Origin of the sequence: Chryseobacterium gambrini (assembly GCF_900156825.1) — a bacterium.
GTDB lineage: Bacteria > Bacteroidota > Bacteroidia > Flavobacteriales > Weeksellaceae > Chryseobacterium > Chryseobacterium gambrini.
Genome location: NZ_FTOV01000003.1, coordinates 549,338 through 567,905, shown reverse-complemented (window position 1 = coordinate 567,905; position 18,568 = coordinate 549,338). Strand labels below are relative to the sequence as shown.

Genomic DNA, 18,568 nt, shown 5'->3' with positions numbered 1-18,568 from the left:
GCACAGGCTAAAAGTATGAGAAGAAAGGTAAGGTGTGATCCGTATGAACTTTTTCAAAAATTGATCACTTGACGAAATATATTGAGTTAGCTATAAAATATAGTAATAAGTCTTTTCTAAACAGAGTTTTTGATCGTCATTTATTAAAATCAAATGCCTAAAAACTAATATGAAAAATATGTTACCTTAATTATTATTTTAACACTTCGTTCACCAAGATTTCCTCAATATCATCCGGATAATCTACTTTCAGATGCTGATCGGAATTTACCCAATTCTGTATTTCTTCGAGTTTCAAAACTTTAGAATTCGGAATTCCCATCTTGTCTAAAGCGCAGGCGTTGCATTCCTGCTCATATTGATTATGAATAGGGATTACGAACAGTTTTTTATCCATAAAAAGTGCTTCTGCGGGACTTTCGAAACCTGCATTGCAGAGAATTCCATCGCAGTTTTCAAACGATTTTAAGTATTGAATTTCATCAATCGGAAAAATTTCAACATTATTTTCCTTAAACTGCAATTTGGAATATTTGGAAAAAACTTTCCATTCTACCGGAATCTGCTTTAAAACTTTAATGATATTTTCATCCGAAAAACTCGGAAGATACACCAGATAAAAACCTTTTTTGTCGGGATTCAGGTTTCGGATTTTCCTTCTGATAACCGGTTTTTTTATCTGAGGATGATAATTTTCGAAGTGGAAACCAATTCTTCTTTCGCCCGGAACATAATATTTCAGCACCATTTCCCCGAAAAAATCTTTTTTATCCGGTTTCGGCGTTTCTTTAAACAACATGGAAGCCTGATGACTGAGTTCTATCATCGGATGTTTTTTGAATTTACAAGCCCATCCCGTTAAAGGCTCATAATCATTGATGACTAAATCGTACTGATAAAGCTCAATTTCGCGGATCGCTTTGAAGGCTTCTAAAAAACTATTGTCTGTAAACGTTTTCCGATAGGATAAACCGCCTGTTTTATCGTAAAGAAGGGAAACGCCTTTGTGTTTAAAATTAATATCGAAATCTGCCTTTAACTGCGACTGATGTCCGCTGATAAGTGTATCGACAGAAGCATATTTTTTCAGGATCGGAACGATTTCCTGTGCGCGTGCGACGTGTCCGTTTCCGGTTCCCTGAAAGGCGTATAAAATTCTCATTGGCTGAAGTTGGTTACTATTTTTAAAAGTTCATCACTGCCGATTTCCTGAATTTCCTCTGCGGTATCATCTTTTAAAGAATCTTTATGTTCGTCATAATAAAAAATCTTCCACTCGTTATTATTGTACTCCAGTGCGGAAAGATTTTCGATCCAGTCGCCGGAATTAAGATACGTACAGGAACCTTTTTTATTAATCACCTCCCGAATCTGCGGCTGATGAATATGTCCGCAAACTACATAATCGTAGTGATTATCGATGGCAAGTTCGGAGGCAGTCAGCTCAAAATCCCCGATGTATTTTACCGCTTTCTTCACATTGTTTTTAATTTTTTTTGAAAATGAATATTTTTCTTTTCCCATTTTCTCCAAAAACCAATTCACAACATTATTGATTACAATTAATAAATCGTAGCCTTTTCCTCCCAGTTTAGCAATCCATTTCGAATGCTGAACGGAAGCGTCAAACACATCTCCGTGAAAGATCCATGTTTTTTTATTGTCTATGTCTAAACAGATTTTATTACAGACTTTAAGTTTACCCAATTGGAAGTCGGTAAACTTCCGGAACATCTCGTCATGATTTCCGGTAATGTAGAAAACATCTGTGTTTTTTGTGGCAAAGGACAATATTTTTTTGATGACCTTTAAATGGGGTTTAGGGAAGTAAGACTTTTTGAATTGCCAGATATCGATAATATCTCCGTTCAAAACTAAAGTTTTAGGCTGAATAGAATTAAGATATCGCAGTAATTCTTTAGCCTTACATCCGTAAGTTCCCAGATGAACATCCGATATAACAACTAATTCGACGTTTCTTTTCATAGTTTTATGCAAAGAAACTACTTGAAAGTTAACTGTATATGAATGTTATATTATTTTTTTACTTATCCTTAATTCATCATAATGCTTAATTTTAACGCTAAGTTCGCAAAAGTTTTTAAATATTAACCGCTTTTTAAGCTCGCAAAGGCGTTTCACTCAGCAAAGATCCCAAAGTTTTTTATTGATGATAAATTCCGGACAACTACTATTTTTTAGAGAGTTTCCATCAACTCTTCTGTGATTTCCATATTATGATAAACGTTTTGCACGTCATCATCGTCTTCAAAACGTTCAAGCATTTTCATATTTGCCTTGAACTGCTCTTCGTTCACTTCCTTTGTATTATTCGGAATTCTCTGAAGTTCTGCGCTTTTTGCTTCAATTCCCAGTTCATCAAGCTTGTGAGATAAAGAACCGAAATCTTCGAAAGCTGTTGTAATCATTACTTCTTCTTCGTCTTTTTCTACGTCTTCTGCTCCGCCGTCAATCATTTCCATTTCAAAATCGTCCCAGTCCATTTTAATCTGAGTTAAATCGATCGTGAAAATTCCTTTTCTGTCGAAGATGAAAGCTAACTCGCCATTTTTACCAAGATTACCATCAAACTTATTGAAAATAGCTCTTACATTGGCAACAGTTCTTGTTGTATTGTTTGTTGTACATTCTACGAAAAAAGCAACACCACCTTGTCCGTAACCTTCGTAAGTAATTTCTTCGTAGTTTTCTGCATCTGCTCCACTTGCCTTTTTAATCGCTCTTTCTACGTTGTCTTTCGGCATGTTTGCACCTTTTGCATTCTGGATGCATCTTCTTAGTGCAGGATTAGATTCCGGATCAGGACCTCCTGCTTTTACCGCTAATGCAATATCTTTACCTATTTTAGAAAAAGTCTTAGCCATCTTGTCCCATCTGGCCATCTTAGATGCTTTTCTATATTCAAACGCTCTTCCCATTTTATATTTTTAATTTTCAACAAAATTACTTAAAAGTGAACGAAAAAAAAATACCCCCAGAGAACTGGAGGTATTTATATTTAGAAAAATTTAATTATTTTTTCTTTTTAGCCGGAGCTTTTTTCTTAGCTGGAGCTTTTTTCTTGATTACTTTTACCGGAGTTGGATCTTCGTAGTCTCTTTTCTTAAGAGCATTCCACTGAGCCGCATCTTCGATAGCAGTTACAACTACTTTTCTGTCTACTTGTCTTTCAATATCAGAAGCCGTTGCAGGTACAGTAGCTTTAGCTTTACCTACACCAATTGATTTAAGAGCATTAGCATCTACACCTCTTGCATCTAAAGCAGCAACTACAGCAGCAGCTCTTTCTCTAGATAGTTTCAAGTTGTAAGCTTCAGATCCTTTAGCATCAGTTCTACCTTCTAATAGATAGTTACCACCATCTTTCTTGATTAGATCAGCAGCTTCATCTAATGCGGGTTTAGACTCAGCTTTGATAGTAGCTTTATTGAAATCAAAGAATACACTTCCTAATTTTTCTTCAACAGTTTTAGCTGTCACAGCTTTAGGCTTAGGACATCCGTTGTATTCTGGAAGACCTGGAACAGTAGGACAAGCATCATCTTTATCTAAGATTCCGTCTCCGTCTGTATCTGGCCAAGGACAACCGTTGTTTTCAGCAGGACCTGCAACTGTAGGACAAGCATCATCTTTGTCGATTACACCGTCACCATCAGTATCTGGCCAAGGGCATCCGTTGTTTTCAACCGGACCAGCCACTTCTGGACATTGATCGTCTTTATCTGGAACTCCATCACCATCAGTATCAGGACATCCCTGGAATTCTGGTAAACCTGGTGTATCCGGACATAAATCGTCTTTATCTAAGATACCATCCTTATCTCTATCTCTGTTACCAAATCTAAAGTTTAAAGATGCTGAAGCTTGCCAGAAGTTAGCAACGTTAGATTTGTCTCCCGGAGTTGATACGTAATCTCCTTGGATACCTAAACCGAAGTTTTTAGTTAACCAGAAGTTAGCACCTGCACCAGTAGCAACTGTAAAGAAGTTAGCTTTACCGCTTTCGTTTCCGTTGTCACCATTTGTAACATATTCTCCGTTAGCATCCGTTCTAGGGAAAGTAAGAGAAGTATAGTCGTGTCTTAAATAGTTAGCACCAACTCTTAAATATGGATCAAACCAAGATTCTTCGTTCCAAAGAAGACCTGCAGCCTTCGCCTGGAAACCTAAACCTGTCATCAACATAAACTCTTTACCCATGTTGAATCTTTTGTTTTCAACATTTCCAACAGTAGTCTGCCAGTCGATTACCAAACCTTTACCGATGTTCCTAGCTACAGTAAGTTTTGATAATGGCGGAGTAATAGAGAAGTTGTTCATATTGAACATTGTCTTCGTCAAATTATTAGCAGAGAACGTGTTACTGAAGTTTGTTCTCTGTGCCATATGGTTTTCCGCGTGAGCACCAACCCCGATTAACCACGGATTGTTGGTAGTCTGAGCGAACACAGTAGAAGCAACAGTAAGTGCCAATGCTGAAATTCCTAATTTTAGATTTTTCATAGAATTAAATGATTAAATAATTGATAATGCAAAATAAATATAATTTTTCTTTATATACAAAGTTTTTCAGATGATTTTTAACTTTTCTTTAATATTCTGTCGAGGTTTCGTTTATTTTCTCTATCTTTTATGCTCTCCCTTTTATCGAAGAGTTTTTTACCTCTACCCAGCGCTATGAGAACCTTTGCTTTTCCCCTGTCATTGATATATAATTTAAGAGGTATAATAGTGTTCCCTGCATCCTTTAACTTTTTTTCTAATTTTTGTAACTCTTTTTTGTGCAAGAGCAATTTCCGTTCCCTTTTTGTTTTATGATTGTAAAAAGTTCCTAATTTGTACTCGTCGATCATCATATTAATGATGTACAATTCCCCATCAATAAACTGACAGAACGATTCTGCAATAGATGCTTTGGAAGAACGTAAAGATTTTATTTCTGTACCCGTTAAAACCATTCCCGCTTCGTATTCTTCCAGAATTTCATACTCAAATCTGGCTCTTCGGTTGAATATATTGACTGTTTTTTCGATCTTCATGTTAAATTCGTATGTATTTATAAGATGTAAAAATTTAATAAGGTTGCAGTTGAATTTAATTTTTTCGTGAATTAATTTTCTGCATTTTATTAAATTTAGCTATTGAAATATATAAAAAATACGCTACATTTAAAAACCTGACTATTACATTATTGCGAAATACCCAAATTCTTTTCGTATTTTTGCGCCAAATTTACAAAACTATATGTTAACAGTATCTAACTTATCTTTACAATTCGGGAAAAGAGTTCTTTTTGACGAGGTAAACATTATGTTTACGAAAGGAAACTGCTACGGAATTATCGGAGCAAATGGTGCAGGAAAGTCTACATTCCTTAAAATATTAACAGGAAAGCAGGACCCGACAACAGGACACGTATCTTTGGAACCTGGAAAAAGAATGTCTGTTCTGGAGCAGGATCACTTTGCGTATGATCAATTTACTGTGCTTGAAGCGGTTTTGAGAGGTAACAAGAAATTATTCGAGATAAAAGAAGAGATGGATGCGCTTTACGCGAAGGAAGACTTCTCTGATGAAGACGGAATTAAAGCCGGAGAATTAGGCGTCATATACGACGAAATGGGAGGATGGACTGCAGAATCTGATGCACAGACCATGCTTTCCAACGTAGGTATTAAAGATGATATGCACTGGCAAATGATGAGCGAACTTGAGAACAAAGACAAAGTAAAGGTTCTTTTGGCTCAGGCGCTTTTCGGAAATCCGGATGTATTGATCTTGGATGAGCCTACGAACGACCTTGACATCGATACAATCTCTTGGCTGGAAGATTTCTTAGCAGATTATGAAAACACCGTAATCGTTGTATCTCACGACCGTCACTTCTTAGACACGGTTTGTACGCACATCGGTGACTTGGATTATGCTAAATTAAATCTTTACACCGGTAACTACTCTTTCTGGTATCAGGCTTCTCAGTTAGCAACGAGACAAAGAGCTCAGGCTAATAAAAAAGCGGAGGAAAAGAAGAAAGAACTTCAGGACTTCATCGCAAGATTCAGCTCAAACGTTGCGAAAGCGAAACAGGCTACTGCGAGAAAGAAAATGATTGATAAACTAAACATCGATGATATCAAACCGTCTTCAAGAAGATACCCTGCCATTATTTTCGAAATGGAAAGAGAAGCGGGAGATCAGATTTTGGATGTGAAAGGTCTTGAAAAAACCAAAGACGGAGAATTATTGTTCTCAAACATCGATTTAAATCTTAAAAAAGGTGATAAAGTTGCTGTTTTGTCTAAAAATTCATTGGCAATCACAGAATTTTTCGAAATTTTAGCCGGAAACGTAGAAGCAGACAAAGGAGCTGTTGCTTGGGGAGTTACTACAAACCAGTCTCATATGCCTTTAGATAATACAAATTTCTTTCAGGAAGATTTAAGTTTGGTTGATTGGCTAAGACAATTCACGAAAAATGATGAAGAGCGTCATGAAGAATTCGTAAGAGGATTTTTGGGAAGAATGCTTTTCTCCGGTGATGAAGCTTTAAAATCCTGTAAAGTGCTTTCAGGAGGTGAAAAAATGAGATGTATGTTCAGCAGAATGATGCTTCAGAAAGCTAACGTTCTTTTACTGGATGAACCAACCAACCACTTAGACCTTGAAAGTATCACGACATTAAATAACTCATTGTCTAACTTCAAAGGAAATATTCTACTGGCTTCTCATGACCACGAAATGCTTTCCACAGTCTGTAACCGAATCATCGAGCTGACTCCAAACGGAATTATCGACAGAGAAATGACTTACGATGAATATCTTGCTGATAAGAAAGTAAAAGAATTAAGAGAGAAAATGTATTCTTAAAATATTTAAAAACCGTTCAACTGCTGAACGGTTTTTTTTAACACTTCCCCTTCAACAATAAACTTTTCTTTTAAATTATAATTCCCTATTTTTGTGAAATGAGTCAAAAATGGATTTACAAGCCCGAACCCGATGAGGAAATTGTGGATGGATTAAGTTCGTCTCTTGGTTTTGGAACTTTTGAATCTAAACTCCTCGTTCTCAGAGGAATTGACAATTATCAAAAGGCAAGAGAATTTTTTAAACCCAACCTTAACGACATTCACAGTCCGTTTTTAATGGCAGATATGCAAAAAGCTGTAGAGCGGATTGCCACTGCAATTGAGAATGGAGAAAAAATATTGGTTTACGGAGATTATGATGTAGACGGAACAACTGCCGTTGCACTGATGTATCTGTACCTCAGCAAAATTGTTCAGAAAAAATATTTAGATTACTATATTCCCGACAGAAATTCTGAAGGGTACGGAATTTCCACCGAAGGAATCGACTTTGCCAAAGAAAACGGCTTTTCGCTAATTATCGCTTTAGACTGCGGAATCAAAGCATTAGATATGATCAGCTATGCCAAAAGTCTAGATATCGATTTTATCATCTGCGATCACCATTTACCCGGAGAAGAAATTCCTGACGCCGTTGCCGTTCTGGATCCGAAAAGAAGTGACTGCCGTTATCCTTTCAAAGAACTTTCCGGTTGCGGAGTAGGTTTTAAACTTTGTCAGGGTCTCAACACCATTTATAAACTTCCTGAAGCAGAACTGTTTGAATTAACAGATCTTCTCGCTATTTCCATTGCCGCAGATATCGTTTCGATGACCGGAGAAAACAGGGTTTTGGCTAAAATGGGACTGAAAACTCTTCGAAAAACGAGAAATTTAGGATTAAGATTATTAATTCCCGAAGATAAACTATCTCATTTTGAAATTTCAAATATTGTGTTTGAAATTGCGCCTAAAATTAACGCTGCCGGAAGAATTTCTCACGGAAAAGCAGCTGTTGAGCTTATGGTTTCGGATAACCTGAAACACGCCCATCAGATTGTGAGTGACATCATGAATCTTAATGATGAAAGGCGTGAACTGGATATGAATTCTACTCTTTCTGCTTTGAATCAGGTTATTGAATCTCAGCAGGAAACAAAATATACCACCATCGTTTATCATCCTGAATGGAATAAAGGAGTGATAGGAATTGTAGCTTCAAGATTAATTGAAACCTACTACAAACCTACCCTTGTTTTCACCGATGGAAATAACGGGGAAATGGTGGCTTCGGCGAGATCCGTTTCAGATTTTGATGTTCACGAAGCACTGGATATGTGTTCGGAATATTTTTTAAAATTCGGAGGACATCATGCCGCTGCAGGACTTTCTATGGAGAAAGAAAAATTTGCGGCTTTCAAAGAAAAGTTTGAACGAGTGGTTTCAGAAAAAATAAAAGAACATCAGAAAGAGCCATCCATTACGATTGACTCAGAAATTCAGATTGATGAAATTAACCGAGAATTTATAAATTTCCACAGAAAATTAGCTCCTTTCGGACCCCACAATATGAAACCGATTCTTACCTTAACCAATCAGAAAATTTCGGGGTATATTAAAACAATGGGGAAAGATAATAATCATCTTAAATTTTACATTAAGCAGGAGTCCACCGGAAGAAATATAGAATGTGTAGGCTTTAAATTAGGTCAGTTTGCCGATGATTTCAGAAATAAATATTTTGATCTTGCCTTTACACTGGAAGAAAATCACTGGAAAGGAAATGTAACACATTATCTGAATATTAAAGATGTACAATTCAGGGATTAGAAGTTTTTTATGAAAAAAATTGGTTTATTTTTCGGTTCGTTTAACCCCATTCATATTGGTCATTTAATTTTAGCCAATTACATTCTGGAAAATTCCGATATGGATGAACTTTGGTTTGTGGTAAGTCCGCAAAATCCTTTTAAAGAAAAAAAATCTTTGTTAAAAGATCATAACCGACTGGATATGGTGCAGCTTGCGGTAAAAAATTATCCGAGAATGCGTGCTTCAAATGTGGAGTTTTCGCTTCCGCAGCCAAGTTATACAATTGATACGCTGACTTATCTTCACGAGAAATATCCCGACTATTCTTTTAGTTTAATCATGGGAGAAGATAATCTGGAAAGCCTTCACAAATGGAAAAATTCTGAAACTTTGATTAAGAATCATCACATCATTGTTTATCCGAGAGTTTTTGAAGGTGAAAAGAAAGATTCCGAATATCTGCAGCACGAAAATATTTCTCTAATCAACGCGCCGGTTATTGAGCTTTCCGCAACAGAAATCCGTAACATGATTAAAAGCGGAAAAAATGTAAGACCGATGCTTCCTCCCGAAGTTTTTGATTATTTGGATGGGAGCAGTTTTTATAAGTAATTTTGTATTCAGGAAATCAGACGTTAGAAATTAGAATTAATAACTGTAATTTCAACTCATAAACCGAATTCTCAATTCAATACTATGAACTTCATCGAAAAATTTTTCTCAAAATATCCTCAGGAAAAAATCATTAAGTGGTTTAAGAATATCTGCCTTGCAGAAGCCGTTTCGTGGTTTTTTCTTTTCACGGCAATGATCTGGATCCGTACCAATCCCGATGAAATTCTTCCTATTGTCTACATCAGTACCATCGGAAGTATTCACGGTTTCTTTTTTTCTCTTTATCTGATCTTTTTACCCGCAGTCAGAAAAATTTACATCTGGGATGATGAAGACAGCGTTTTTGCCTTAATTGCCGCTTTCTTCCCGTTTGCCACCATCTGGATTGATAAAAAATTAGCCCGTTTCGACAGAGAATAAATTCAATAAAAAGAACCATTTCGGTTCTTTTTCTTTTTATTACTACCATGACATTTCAGAAATTTCATCCTGAAATGTAATACAATCATGCTCAAAATTGTCTTATTAACAGCAAAGGAATAAAAGCAAAAAATTTAATGTAAAATTTTATTAACTGAAAATCAATTAGTTAAATTTAATTTAAAAACTTTTTAAGTACTTTGTATTGCAAGATACTTAATTTATTATATATCTTTGCAATGTTAAATAATAACAAATACAAGCTATTAAAAACTCTCTAAAATTATAAAACATGAAAACGCCCATTCTTATCGCAGCTATATTCTTCAGTGGATTATCTTTCGCTCAGCAAACTAAAAAGGATACTGTAAAAACAAAAAGCATAGAAGGAGTTACTTTAACCAAGCAGGTTTTCAAAAAACAAAGCGACCGTTTTGTATATGATGTTGCTGCATCTCCCATTGCAAAAGGAAATACAACGTTCGATATTCTGAAACAGACTCCCCTTTTGTCTACAACAGATGATAAAACGTTAAAAATTGCAGGAAAGAACAATGCGCTGATCTACATTAACGGCAGAAAAAGTAATATGGATGCAGAATCTCTGGTTCAGTTTCTGAAAAATACACCCGCAGAAAATATCCAGAAAATTGAAGTGATTACAGTTCCGGGAAGTGAATATCAGGTGGAATCTTCCGATGGGATTATCAATATCGTGCTGAAGAAAAAAATGAGCGACGGAACCAGCGGAAACATGAGAATGTCTAATACCCAGAGTAAATACAATGCAAGCAACGCCAGTTTCTCCGTAAATTACAGAAAAGACAAACTGGGAATTAATGCGAATCTTAGTGGTGGCGAAAATATCAATCCGCAAGCATACGTTCTGAGAAACCGATCTGAAAATGTACAGAATGAATCTGTAGGGAATATTGATGATCCGAACAAAAATTTAGGAGGATATCTGAATATTGATTATCAGTTGAATGACAAAAGTAATCTGGCTTTATCATGGAATACATGGGCAAACAAAAGCTACAATTCTACGATCGATCTGATGAATACGATTACAAAATATGATACTAACGGCAATATACTTTCAACCGCTTATACTAAAACCAAAAATAAAGAGGACGCAAGAAGCTATAACAATTCTGTAAATTTAAACTATGAAGTAAAGCTTGATTCTTTAGGAAGCAAACTGAACGTGAATGCGGCTTATCTTAATTATAAAAGATTTCAGTACACGAATAACAACACGCTGATTCAGGATGCGGCAGGAAACTTCACACAAAACAGCAGCAAAATAATTCAGGATCTTCCGCAGGTTATTAACAATTTTTCAGGGACGGTAGATTATATTCAGAAATTTAAAAACGATTTAACGTTCTCTGCCGGGGGAAATTACAATAAAACAAAAACAGACAATGACACCAAAAACTATTCATATCCATACGATATTTCCGGCAACCAGTTAGCTTCTCAAAACGATTTTAACCATTTTATTTACAATGAAAATATTTATGGGCTGTATGTAACTTTTGAAAAAAAGTTTTCGGATAAGTTCTCAGGAAAAATCGGAGCCAGATACGAAATCACGAACAGCTTAGGAACCGCAGATAGTTGGAAAAACAATGTAGAAACCAATCAACAGATCGAGAGAAATTATAATAATCTCTTACCTTATCTAAGTTTCAATTATGCCATTAATGATAAGAACAATATTTCCTATTCCTTTTCAAGCAGAATGAGAAGACCAAGCTTTTGGGAACTGAACCCTGTAAAAAATCTTATTACGGAAGATAATTATACCCAAAATAATCCTTTCGTAAAAGCATCTTCTACCTACAATCAGGAGTTAACGTATATGTACAAAAATTCTTATTTCCTGATTTTGAATCATACCTATGAAAAAGACCAGATTACGCAGGTTCCGTTGCAGAGAAGCTATATCGATCCGAAAACCAATCAGAAAAGAGTTCAGTTAGCCTACATCAGAACCAATTTCGGAGACAAGCAGGAAATGTCTGCTATGCTGGGAATTCAGAAATCTTTATTCAAGCAATATCTTACATTAAACTTCAATGCGGGTGTTCAGTATAACATCAACAACGGAACATTAGATACAGATCCTACAACAGGACAGGTTTTTGACACTTATGTAAACAACAGAAAATCTGCAAGTATGTTGATTACCAGCAACAACACCATCCGTTTAGACAAAAAGAAAACATGGTTCTTAGGCGTAAATTTCTTCTATGTGGATAAACAGCAGATAGAACTTGGTATGCTGAAAAACTTAGCAAGTTTAGATCTGAACATTAAGAAAAACTGGAACGACTGGACGTTTGCGGTAAATCTGAATGATGTTTTAAGAACCAATGTCGTGGAAATTGAAGATTTACAGGCTTCCGGAAACTATAACTACATTAGAAACGACCAGTACAGAAGAAGCATTAATGTAAGCATTACTTACAATTTCGGAAACCAGAAAGTGAAAAAAGTAAGAAACATCGAAAGTGCTTCAGACGAAATTAAAAACAGAACAAGATAACAATCATTTCTTCATATAAATCATTTTTTGTGGTAAACTCGCTGAGAAATCGGCGAGTTTTTTTATTTTTAATTAAAATTCAATGATGAAGAGTCGTTTAATTGTTTTAACAGGTTTATTTCTTCTTACACTTTTAGGTTGTAAACAAAACACCATTGATTTCGGAAATGGAAAAGCTTTTACCATAGAAAAAAATGTTTCCTATGGAAAAGACAGGGAACAGAAAATGGACGTTTATACTCCTAAAGCTTCTTTAAAAGATAAAGACGTTTTCGTCGTTATTCACGGTGGCGGTTGGCGCGGCGGAAGAAGATCTCAGCTTACGGATTTCACTTATGATCTGATGAAAAAATTTCCTGAACATATTTTTGTCAATCTGGATTATAGGCTTGCTTCATCCAAGCGTTTTGCTCTTCCCAGTCAAACGGATGATATTACCATTGCCATGAATGGTTTAGAAAAAGACTTAAAAATTCATCCCAAATATATTCTTCTCGGAAACAGCGCAGGCGGACATTTAGCAATGTTGTATGCTTATAAATTTGATTCGGACAGAAAGGTAAAAGCGGTTATCAATATCGTCGGTCCCACTGATCTGAACGATTCAGGATTTAAAAATTATGAAGATTATGCTTTCGTAGAAAAACATTTGATTGATCCTAAAATCGTTGACAGCAAAACAACGCTAATGGACTTTGGAAGTCCGGTTCACTGGATTACTCCAACTTCCGCTCCTACCCTTTCTTATTACGGAATTAATGACCATGTGGTTCCACTGTCTCAAAAGAAAACGCTGGACTCGGTTCTATCAGAAAATAAAGTGTATCATGAATCCTATGAATTTACCGGAGATCATCTCGGCTGGGATCAGTCTTCCAATGCAGATTTTCTGGTCAATAAAATTGAGGGATTTATGAAGAATATAAATCCTTAAAATTCTTTAGATGTACAGAATAGTATTTTTTCTTTTAATAACAGCTCAGTTATATAAATCTCAAAATAAACGTTTTGTTTACGAATACAGTTTCGCAGAAGATTCCACGCATATTGATATTAAGAAAAAAGAATTTCTGAATCTTGATATTCATAAAAACAGTTCCCGATTTTATTCTTCCGATATTCCCGAACAGGACTCTTTAGTAAGAATTAAAGAGAAACCGAAAGATAAATTTCCTTATCAGGGAATTCAGTATTTAGACGTTATTGTAAAAAATTATCCAGATTTTAATATGACATTGTATACAAGCTGTCAGAATTATTATCAGGTAAACATGCAGAAAAAACCTAAATGGAAAATCTTTCCTGAAAAAGAAAAGATTTTAAATTTTTTAGCTCAAAAAGCAACAACTACATTATATAACAGAAAATGGACAGTTTGGTTTACAACTGATATTCCCATTCAGGACGGTCCTTATTTGCTCCATGGCTTACCTGGGTTAATTGTAAAAGCAGAAGACGAGAAGAAAGGAATTTCATTTCAGCTCGTAGAGATAAGATCACTTCGAAATTCAGATCCGAAAGAACTTCCATATTATTTCAGACATAAGCTTATTTTAGTAACAGAAAATTCTTTCAAAACTATTTTAAAAAATTATTTCGACAATCCTTCTCCGCGGCGGAACAATGATAACAATGATCTGAAACAAATCTTTTTTGACGGTAACGGAAAAGAAATATCAGATTCCGAATTTTATAGAATGGTGGAAAGAAACAATAAAAAAGCTTTAGAGAAAAGGAATAATCTTTTAAGGTGGGATATTATAAAAAATTAATATTCTCTTTATTACTAAAAAAATAAACGCTCTGAAAAACTCAAAGCGTTTATTAATATTTTATTCAGACTTAAAAATCTCCGATCTTTCTGAAACTCCATTCGCATTGAAAGCTTCGATCTGGAAATAATATGCATCCGCTCTGTCGGCTCCGGTGAAGAAATATTCGTTTTTTCCGTACACCATAATGCTTCCGTACAATTTCTCAGGAGATTTACCCCAATAAATGACGTATCCGTCTGCATCGGAATTCTGCTGCCATTTCATCCAGATGCTTCTTCTTTCGCCGTATTTCTTAGGATCAGATCTCAACGGAACAAAACTCTGAACTTTTCCGGGAACTGCTCCTGCGCCTTTTCCAAATACCCTGAAACCGCTTAATGCAAATTTTCCGGTGGGCATTTTCAGATTTTCCATTTTCAAAAATCTAGCTTTTGCAGGTTTTTCCAATTCTACATAATCATGAGGAACATCTTTGGTGTTTTTGCTTTTATCCACAATCACATTCCATTTTTTACCGTCATCGGAACCATAGATTTTATACTGATGCATTTTGCCCAGCGTTTTTCCCATAAACTCAACATCCTGATCGGCATAATTGATCTGAATCGCATTAATAGTAGAAACCTCTCCTAAATCCGTCTGAAACCACTCTCCGGAATTTCCTGTTTTGGCACTCCAGTACGTTTTAATATCTTCATCCACCGCATAATTGGAATGATAACCGCCTAAAGTCGATGAAACCTGAACCGGCTTATTGTAATTCAGCAGCATCCAACCGGCAAAAAGTCCTTTAGAGAAATCTTTTCCCTGTGCATATTGCGGAAGATACGTTGGATAATCTCCGTAAGCCGTGTTGCAATACATTACATCATCCTTATCAAATCCGGCAGGCCAGATTCCCAAACGTCTTTCAAAATTATTTTTGGTTGAAATAAAAATGGTAGAAATGTGCCACCAGTTTTTGTAATTGTCTTCAAACGTTGCACCGTGTCCTGCTCCTCTTGCAAAACCTCCCGGTTTGTAAGAAAACGGATTGTGCTGTTGATATTCAAAACCTTCTAAAGGCTTATTACTAACATACACTCCATCCGAATATCCGCTGAATTCCGTTGCAGGAGCTCCGTATTGCAAATAATATTTTCCGTTATGCTTCGTCATCCACGCTCCTTCTACGAAAGGCTGTAAGAAAACATTGTCATTGTATTCCCCGAATCTTTCCCAACCGTGATCTTCCGGTTTTAACCTGATGGTCGGCTTTACAAAACCTTCGGACTGAAGGGTATTTACTTTTACTTCGGTTCCCAACAATGGCCATTCATTGCTTGATCCCCAATACAAGTACAGCTTGTTTTTGTCTTCATCGTAATGAAATGCAGGATCCCATGCTCCGACTTTTAAAGTATCGACAGCAATTTTCCAGTCGTCTTTGGTGGGATTGGTACTTTTCCAGATCGGGAAATCCTGTTCCCATGTCGAACCGAAAACGTATAACGTATCTTTCATTGCCCAAACTGCAGGAGCGTTCAGATCATGGGTATATTTATTGTCTCTCAGAAATTTCCGGTGGACAAACTTCCAGTCGAGCATATCGTCGCTGTACCAGTATCCTTCCTGATTGGTGGAAAAAAGAAAGAGCTTGTTTTTAAAATTAACAATCACCGGATCAGCCGTAGCACGGTGTTTTCCCTGTTTTGAAAAAACTTCGAATGGAGTATACCCGTAATCGATATTAATCGGGTTACAAAATGTCTTCTGCTGAGCATTTAAACTGAAAAATCCCAACAAAAGCATGAATGAAAGGAGGCACTTCTGCATTTTCATATGTTTTAACTTTGAGGACAAAATTAATTAACTTTTTTCGGTTTTCTCCAAATAAAGCCATCCAATAAGTAATGCGTAAGCTGAGGAACGACCAATAAAGGGACTAAAAACTGAAACCAGTCTAAAGAAACATTCAGATGTAATGAAAAATGTTCGTTCCAAACCAATATTTCCCATAGAAATTCTTCGAAAAATGCAAAAGCAAGAATAACGAGAATAAACAAAAATATCCCGAAAGCAGATTTGAATAAAGAAAGACGGTTTAGATTTTGATCTTCTTTTTGCTTTATTTCTCTGATGTAAATTAAGGCGATATAAGGAATTCCGTGTGAAATCACATTCAGGAAAGTGAAAACCAGATCGTTGTTGAAATAAACAATTCCGAAATACCACGAAAGATAAGTCCCTGAAATTAACGCAATTTTCGGAATATTAAATTGTCTGGTTTTAACAAATTCATACACCGTTTTTACGATCCAAATTATTAAAATCCCGAAATATAAAATCTTAATGACTGGAATATAATCCGGAAGATGCTGAAGCCAATTGAACTCATTTTGTACAAACCACGTAAAAGCTCTCGGTGTTTTAAACCAATACAACATCGGAAAAATTGTAGCAGAATACACCGCAATTTCATCCAACTTTTTACTCCAGTTATTGGGTTCAAATCTGGCATAAATTCTCATGAAACCATATTGCTGTCTGATAAAATGAAAAACAGCAATCAAAGCCAACACCGACCAAAACGTAAGACTCCCGAACTGGTATAAAATCAATCCCAAAATCCAGCTCAATGCAGGAATTCCATAGTACAACAGTTTTCTTTTTCTGACTTCCTCTTTAACGAAATACGTTTTAAATAAAGTAGAATACACATGCGCAACATCCACAAAAACAATCAGGAAAAGCCATGTGTAAAAGGAATAATGATTTTCCAGTCCCTGAACCTGTTTCTGAAATAAGAAAACAATCAGCAAAATAATGAAAGGCGGCGACAGGATAAACCAGCCGTCTGTTTTTGCGTTATGGATCCAGGGTTGTTTCATTTTTATTTTTGGGAAACCTAACAGGTTTTAAAAACCTGTTAGGTTTGAATTCTTATTTTAATATTAATCAAATTGTTGCATCTCTTTTGCGGTTCTCCATCCCTGATAAAATGCTTCCTCGAAAATTGAAATTCCTGAAAGATCAGAATGGGCAAAGAAAACTTTTCCGTTAATCGGCTGTTTTGCCATTTCGGAATTTTCAAAAATCTGGTTCGGAACCGGCGCAATCATCGCATGACCGATTTTGTGAAACTGCATTTCGAGGATAAAATCTTCGATCATAGGATGGGCTTTTTTTAAATCTTCCAAAACAAGGCTTTTCAACTGATCTTCTTTCAGACCGTATAATTTTTTTCTTGCTTTTTTACAGTCATTGGTAGAAAAACTTCTGTAGTAGGTAATCACTTTTTCACCCATAATTTGCTCTACATCCTGATGCTGATCATAAATATATCCTAGACCATCAGAACCGTAGATTACGTTATCCCAAGCCAATTCTTCATCTCCTCCGAAATCGTTTTGTAAAGTAATCGTTGTTAAAAGCCACGGAACATAGTTAAAATGTTCAGCCCTTTTATTGTTGAAAATTCTTTCGTTGATGAATTGCGGAGTCGCAAACAGAACTTTTTCAGCCATGATCTTTTTTGTCTTTTTCTGAAAATTGTCGAAACTTAAAACCTCAACATCGTTATCATTGATCTTAACATCAAAGACCAAATGATTCTGTAAAGATTTTTCTTTTATATATTTTGAAAAATGTTTTGCCAGTCTTGCATTTCCTTCCGGCCATGTAAAAACCTGATCTTTGTATTTTTTGCTCCAGTTGTTTTTTCTTCCGGCGAAATAATGAATTCCCGCCCAAGCTGAAACATAATTGATTCCCAAACCGTAATCGTCGCGACAGGAATAATCCAACAGCCAGAGTAATTCTTCAGATGTAAAATTTTCTTGTTTCAGCCAGTCTTTGAAAATAATCTTCTCTAGTTGTAAAACCTCATCTTCCCGGCTGGAATCGTGAACCGGAATGGCAAACCAATATTTTCCTTCCGCATCTTTTTTATGCTGAAAGTGATCCATCATTTTAAAAAACCGTTCAAATTCCGCTTTTGTTTCTGTGGAAATTCCGTTTTGCGGAACGATATCGTTTTGCCATGAATTTTTAAAAAATAACCGTTCCTGTTGCGGAAAAGTCATCTGATATTCATCCAAAATCGGATCGCCGTTTTCATCGTTTCCCTGATACATTCTGCATTCTTTCAGAAATTGGATGATTTCAGTATTTTCTTTATTCGGCAATGGCAAATAATGGGCTCCTAAAGGAAATTTTGAAAATTTGTTCTGTCCGTTGGAAGAGTTTCCGCCTAAATGGTTTTCCATTTCGAGCAAAAGATAATTGTTTTCCTGATTCTGACTGAAAAATCTACATGCCGAAAGTCCTGAAATTCCTCCGCCGACAACGAGGTATTTTGTGCGAATTTCTTCCGTAGGTTGAGGAAAATCTTTTGCCCAGAGTTTGTGCCCTAAAATATGATTGGTTCCGGTGATTTTTAGCAATAACGATTTGCCTTTTTTACTGCAATAGTGTAAAAAAGGAATAATGAGACTGCCTAAGAACATGGTTTTAAGGAAATCTTTACGTGAAAATTGAGTGGG

Annotated in this window: 15 protein-coding genes; 7 read left to right on the top strand and 8 right to left on the bottom strand. The window is 35.8% G+C overall.

All coding sequences use genetic code 11. The annotated features are described in order from the left end of the window. Nucleotides 1–193 precede the first annotated feature (193 nt). The 5 genes from BW951_RS09050 to smpB form a co-directional block, all read right to left on the bottom strand. Nucleotides 194–1,162, bottom strand: a complete 969-nt coding sequence (locus BW951_RS09050; protein WP_076391934.1) for a glycosyltransferase family protein — start codon at nt 1,160–1,162, stop codon at nt 194–196. Further along, a complete protein-coding gene (locus BW951_RS09045; RefSeq protein WP_076391932.1) occupies nt 1,159–1,986 on the bottom strand; it encodes a UDP-2,3-diacylglucosamine diphosphatase in 828 nt (275 codons plus the stop codon). Before BW951_RS09045 ends, BW951_RS09050 begins: the two co-directional genes overlap by 4 nt. A 212-nt stretch (nt 1,987–2,198) precedes the next feature. Next, a complete protein-coding gene (locus tag BW951_RS09040) occupies nt 2,199–2,939 on the bottom strand; it encodes a YebC/PmpR family DNA-binding transcriptional regulator (protein ID WP_076391930.1) in 741 nt (246 codons plus the stop codon). Nucleotides 2,940–3,033: 94 nt separating this feature from the next. Then, nucleotides 3,034–4,524 (bottom strand): OmpA family protein, encoded by a 1,491-nt coding sequence (locus BW951_RS09035; RefSeq protein ID WP_076391928.1) that lies wholly within the window; start codon nt 4,522–4,524, stop codon nt 3,034–3,036. Nucleotides 4,525–4,601: 77 nt separating this feature from the next. Beyond that, complete coding sequence (gene smpB / locus BW951_RS09030; protein ID WP_076391926.1) at nt 4,602–5,060, bottom strand: SsrA-binding protein SmpB; 459 nt, start codon at nt 5,058–5,060, stop codon at nt 4,602–4,604. 205 nt (nt 5,061–5,265) lie between these two features. On the opposite strand from smpB, the gene BW951_RS09025 reads away from it, so the two are divergent. From BW951_RS09025 to BW951_RS08995, 7 genes are all read left to right on the top strand, one after another. Next, nucleotides 5,266–6,888 carry an ABC-F family ATP-binding cassette domain-containing protein gene (locus BW951_RS09025; protein ID WP_076391924.1) on the top strand — a complete coding sequence of 541 codons (1,623 nt, stop codon included), beginning with the start codon at nt 5,266–5,268 and terminating at the stop codon, nt 6,886–6,888. Between the two features lie 98 nt (nt 6,889–6,986). Further along, nucleotides 6,987–8,699: a single-stranded-DNA-specific exonuclease RecJ gene (recJ, locus tag BW951_RS09020; RefSeq protein ID WP_076391922.1), complete on the top strand. Its 1,713-nt coding sequence runs from the start codon at nt 6,987–6,989 to the stop codon at nt 8,697–8,699. A 9-nt stretch (nt 8,700–8,708) separates the two neighbouring features. Continuing rightward, entirely contained in the window at nt 8,709–9,293 is a 585-nt protein-coding gene (gene nadD / locus BW951_RS09015; protein ID WP_076391920.1) for a nicotinate (nicotinamide) nucleotide adenylyltransferase, read from the top strand. Between the two features lie 84 nt (nt 9,294–9,377). Next, nucleotides 9,378–9,716, top strand: coding sequence for a DUF3817 domain-containing protein (locus BW951_RS09010; RefSeq protein ID WP_076391918.1), 339 nt, complete (start codon nt 9,378–9,380; stop codon nt 9,714–9,716). Between the two features lie 292 nt (nt 9,717–10,008). Then, nucleotides 10,009–12,270: a TonB-dependent receptor domain-containing protein gene (locus BW951_RS09005; protein ID WP_076391916.1), complete on the top strand. Its 2,262-nt coding sequence runs from the start codon at nt 10,009–10,011 to the stop codon at nt 12,268–12,270. Nucleotides 12,271–12,355: 85 nt separating this feature from the next. Further along, nucleotides 12,356–13,204, top strand: coding sequence for an alpha/beta hydrolase fold domain-containing protein (locus BW951_RS09000; RefSeq protein ID WP_228427524.1), 849 nt, complete (start codon nt 12,356–12,358; stop codon nt 13,202–13,204). Between the two features lie 10 nt (nt 13,205–13,214). Next, nucleotides 13,215–14,042 carry a GLPGLI family protein gene (locus BW951_RS08995; RefSeq protein ID WP_076391912.1) on the top strand — a complete coding sequence of 276 codons (828 nt, stop codon included), beginning with the start codon at nt 13,215–13,217 and terminating at the stop codon, nt 14,040–14,042. A 60-nt stretch (nt 14,043–14,102) separates the two neighbouring features. On the opposite strand, the gene BW951_RS08990 is transcribed toward BW951_RS08995, so the two are convergent. The 3 genes from BW951_RS08990 to BW951_RS08980 form a co-directional block, all read right to left on the bottom strand. Further along, the gene (locus BW951_RS08990) at nt 14,103–15,860 is read right to left on the bottom strand and encodes a discoidin domain-containing protein (RefSeq protein WP_076391999.1); all 1,758 of its coding nucleotides are present in this window, start codon (nt 15,858–15,860) and stop codon (nt 14,103–14,105) included. A gap of 29 nt (nt 15,861–15,889) precedes the next feature. Then, complete coding sequence (locus tag BW951_RS08985; protein WP_076391910.1) at nt 15,890–16,915, bottom strand: hypothetical protein; 1,026 nt, start codon at nt 16,913–16,915, stop codon at nt 15,890–15,892. Between the two features lie 63 nt (nt 16,916–16,978). After that, entirely contained in the window at nt 16,979–18,532 is a 1,554-nt protein-coding gene (locus BW951_RS08980) for an NAD(P)/FAD-dependent oxidoreductase (RefSeq protein WP_076391908.1), read from the bottom strand. Between the last annotated feature and the right edge of the window lie 36 nt (nt 18,533–18,568).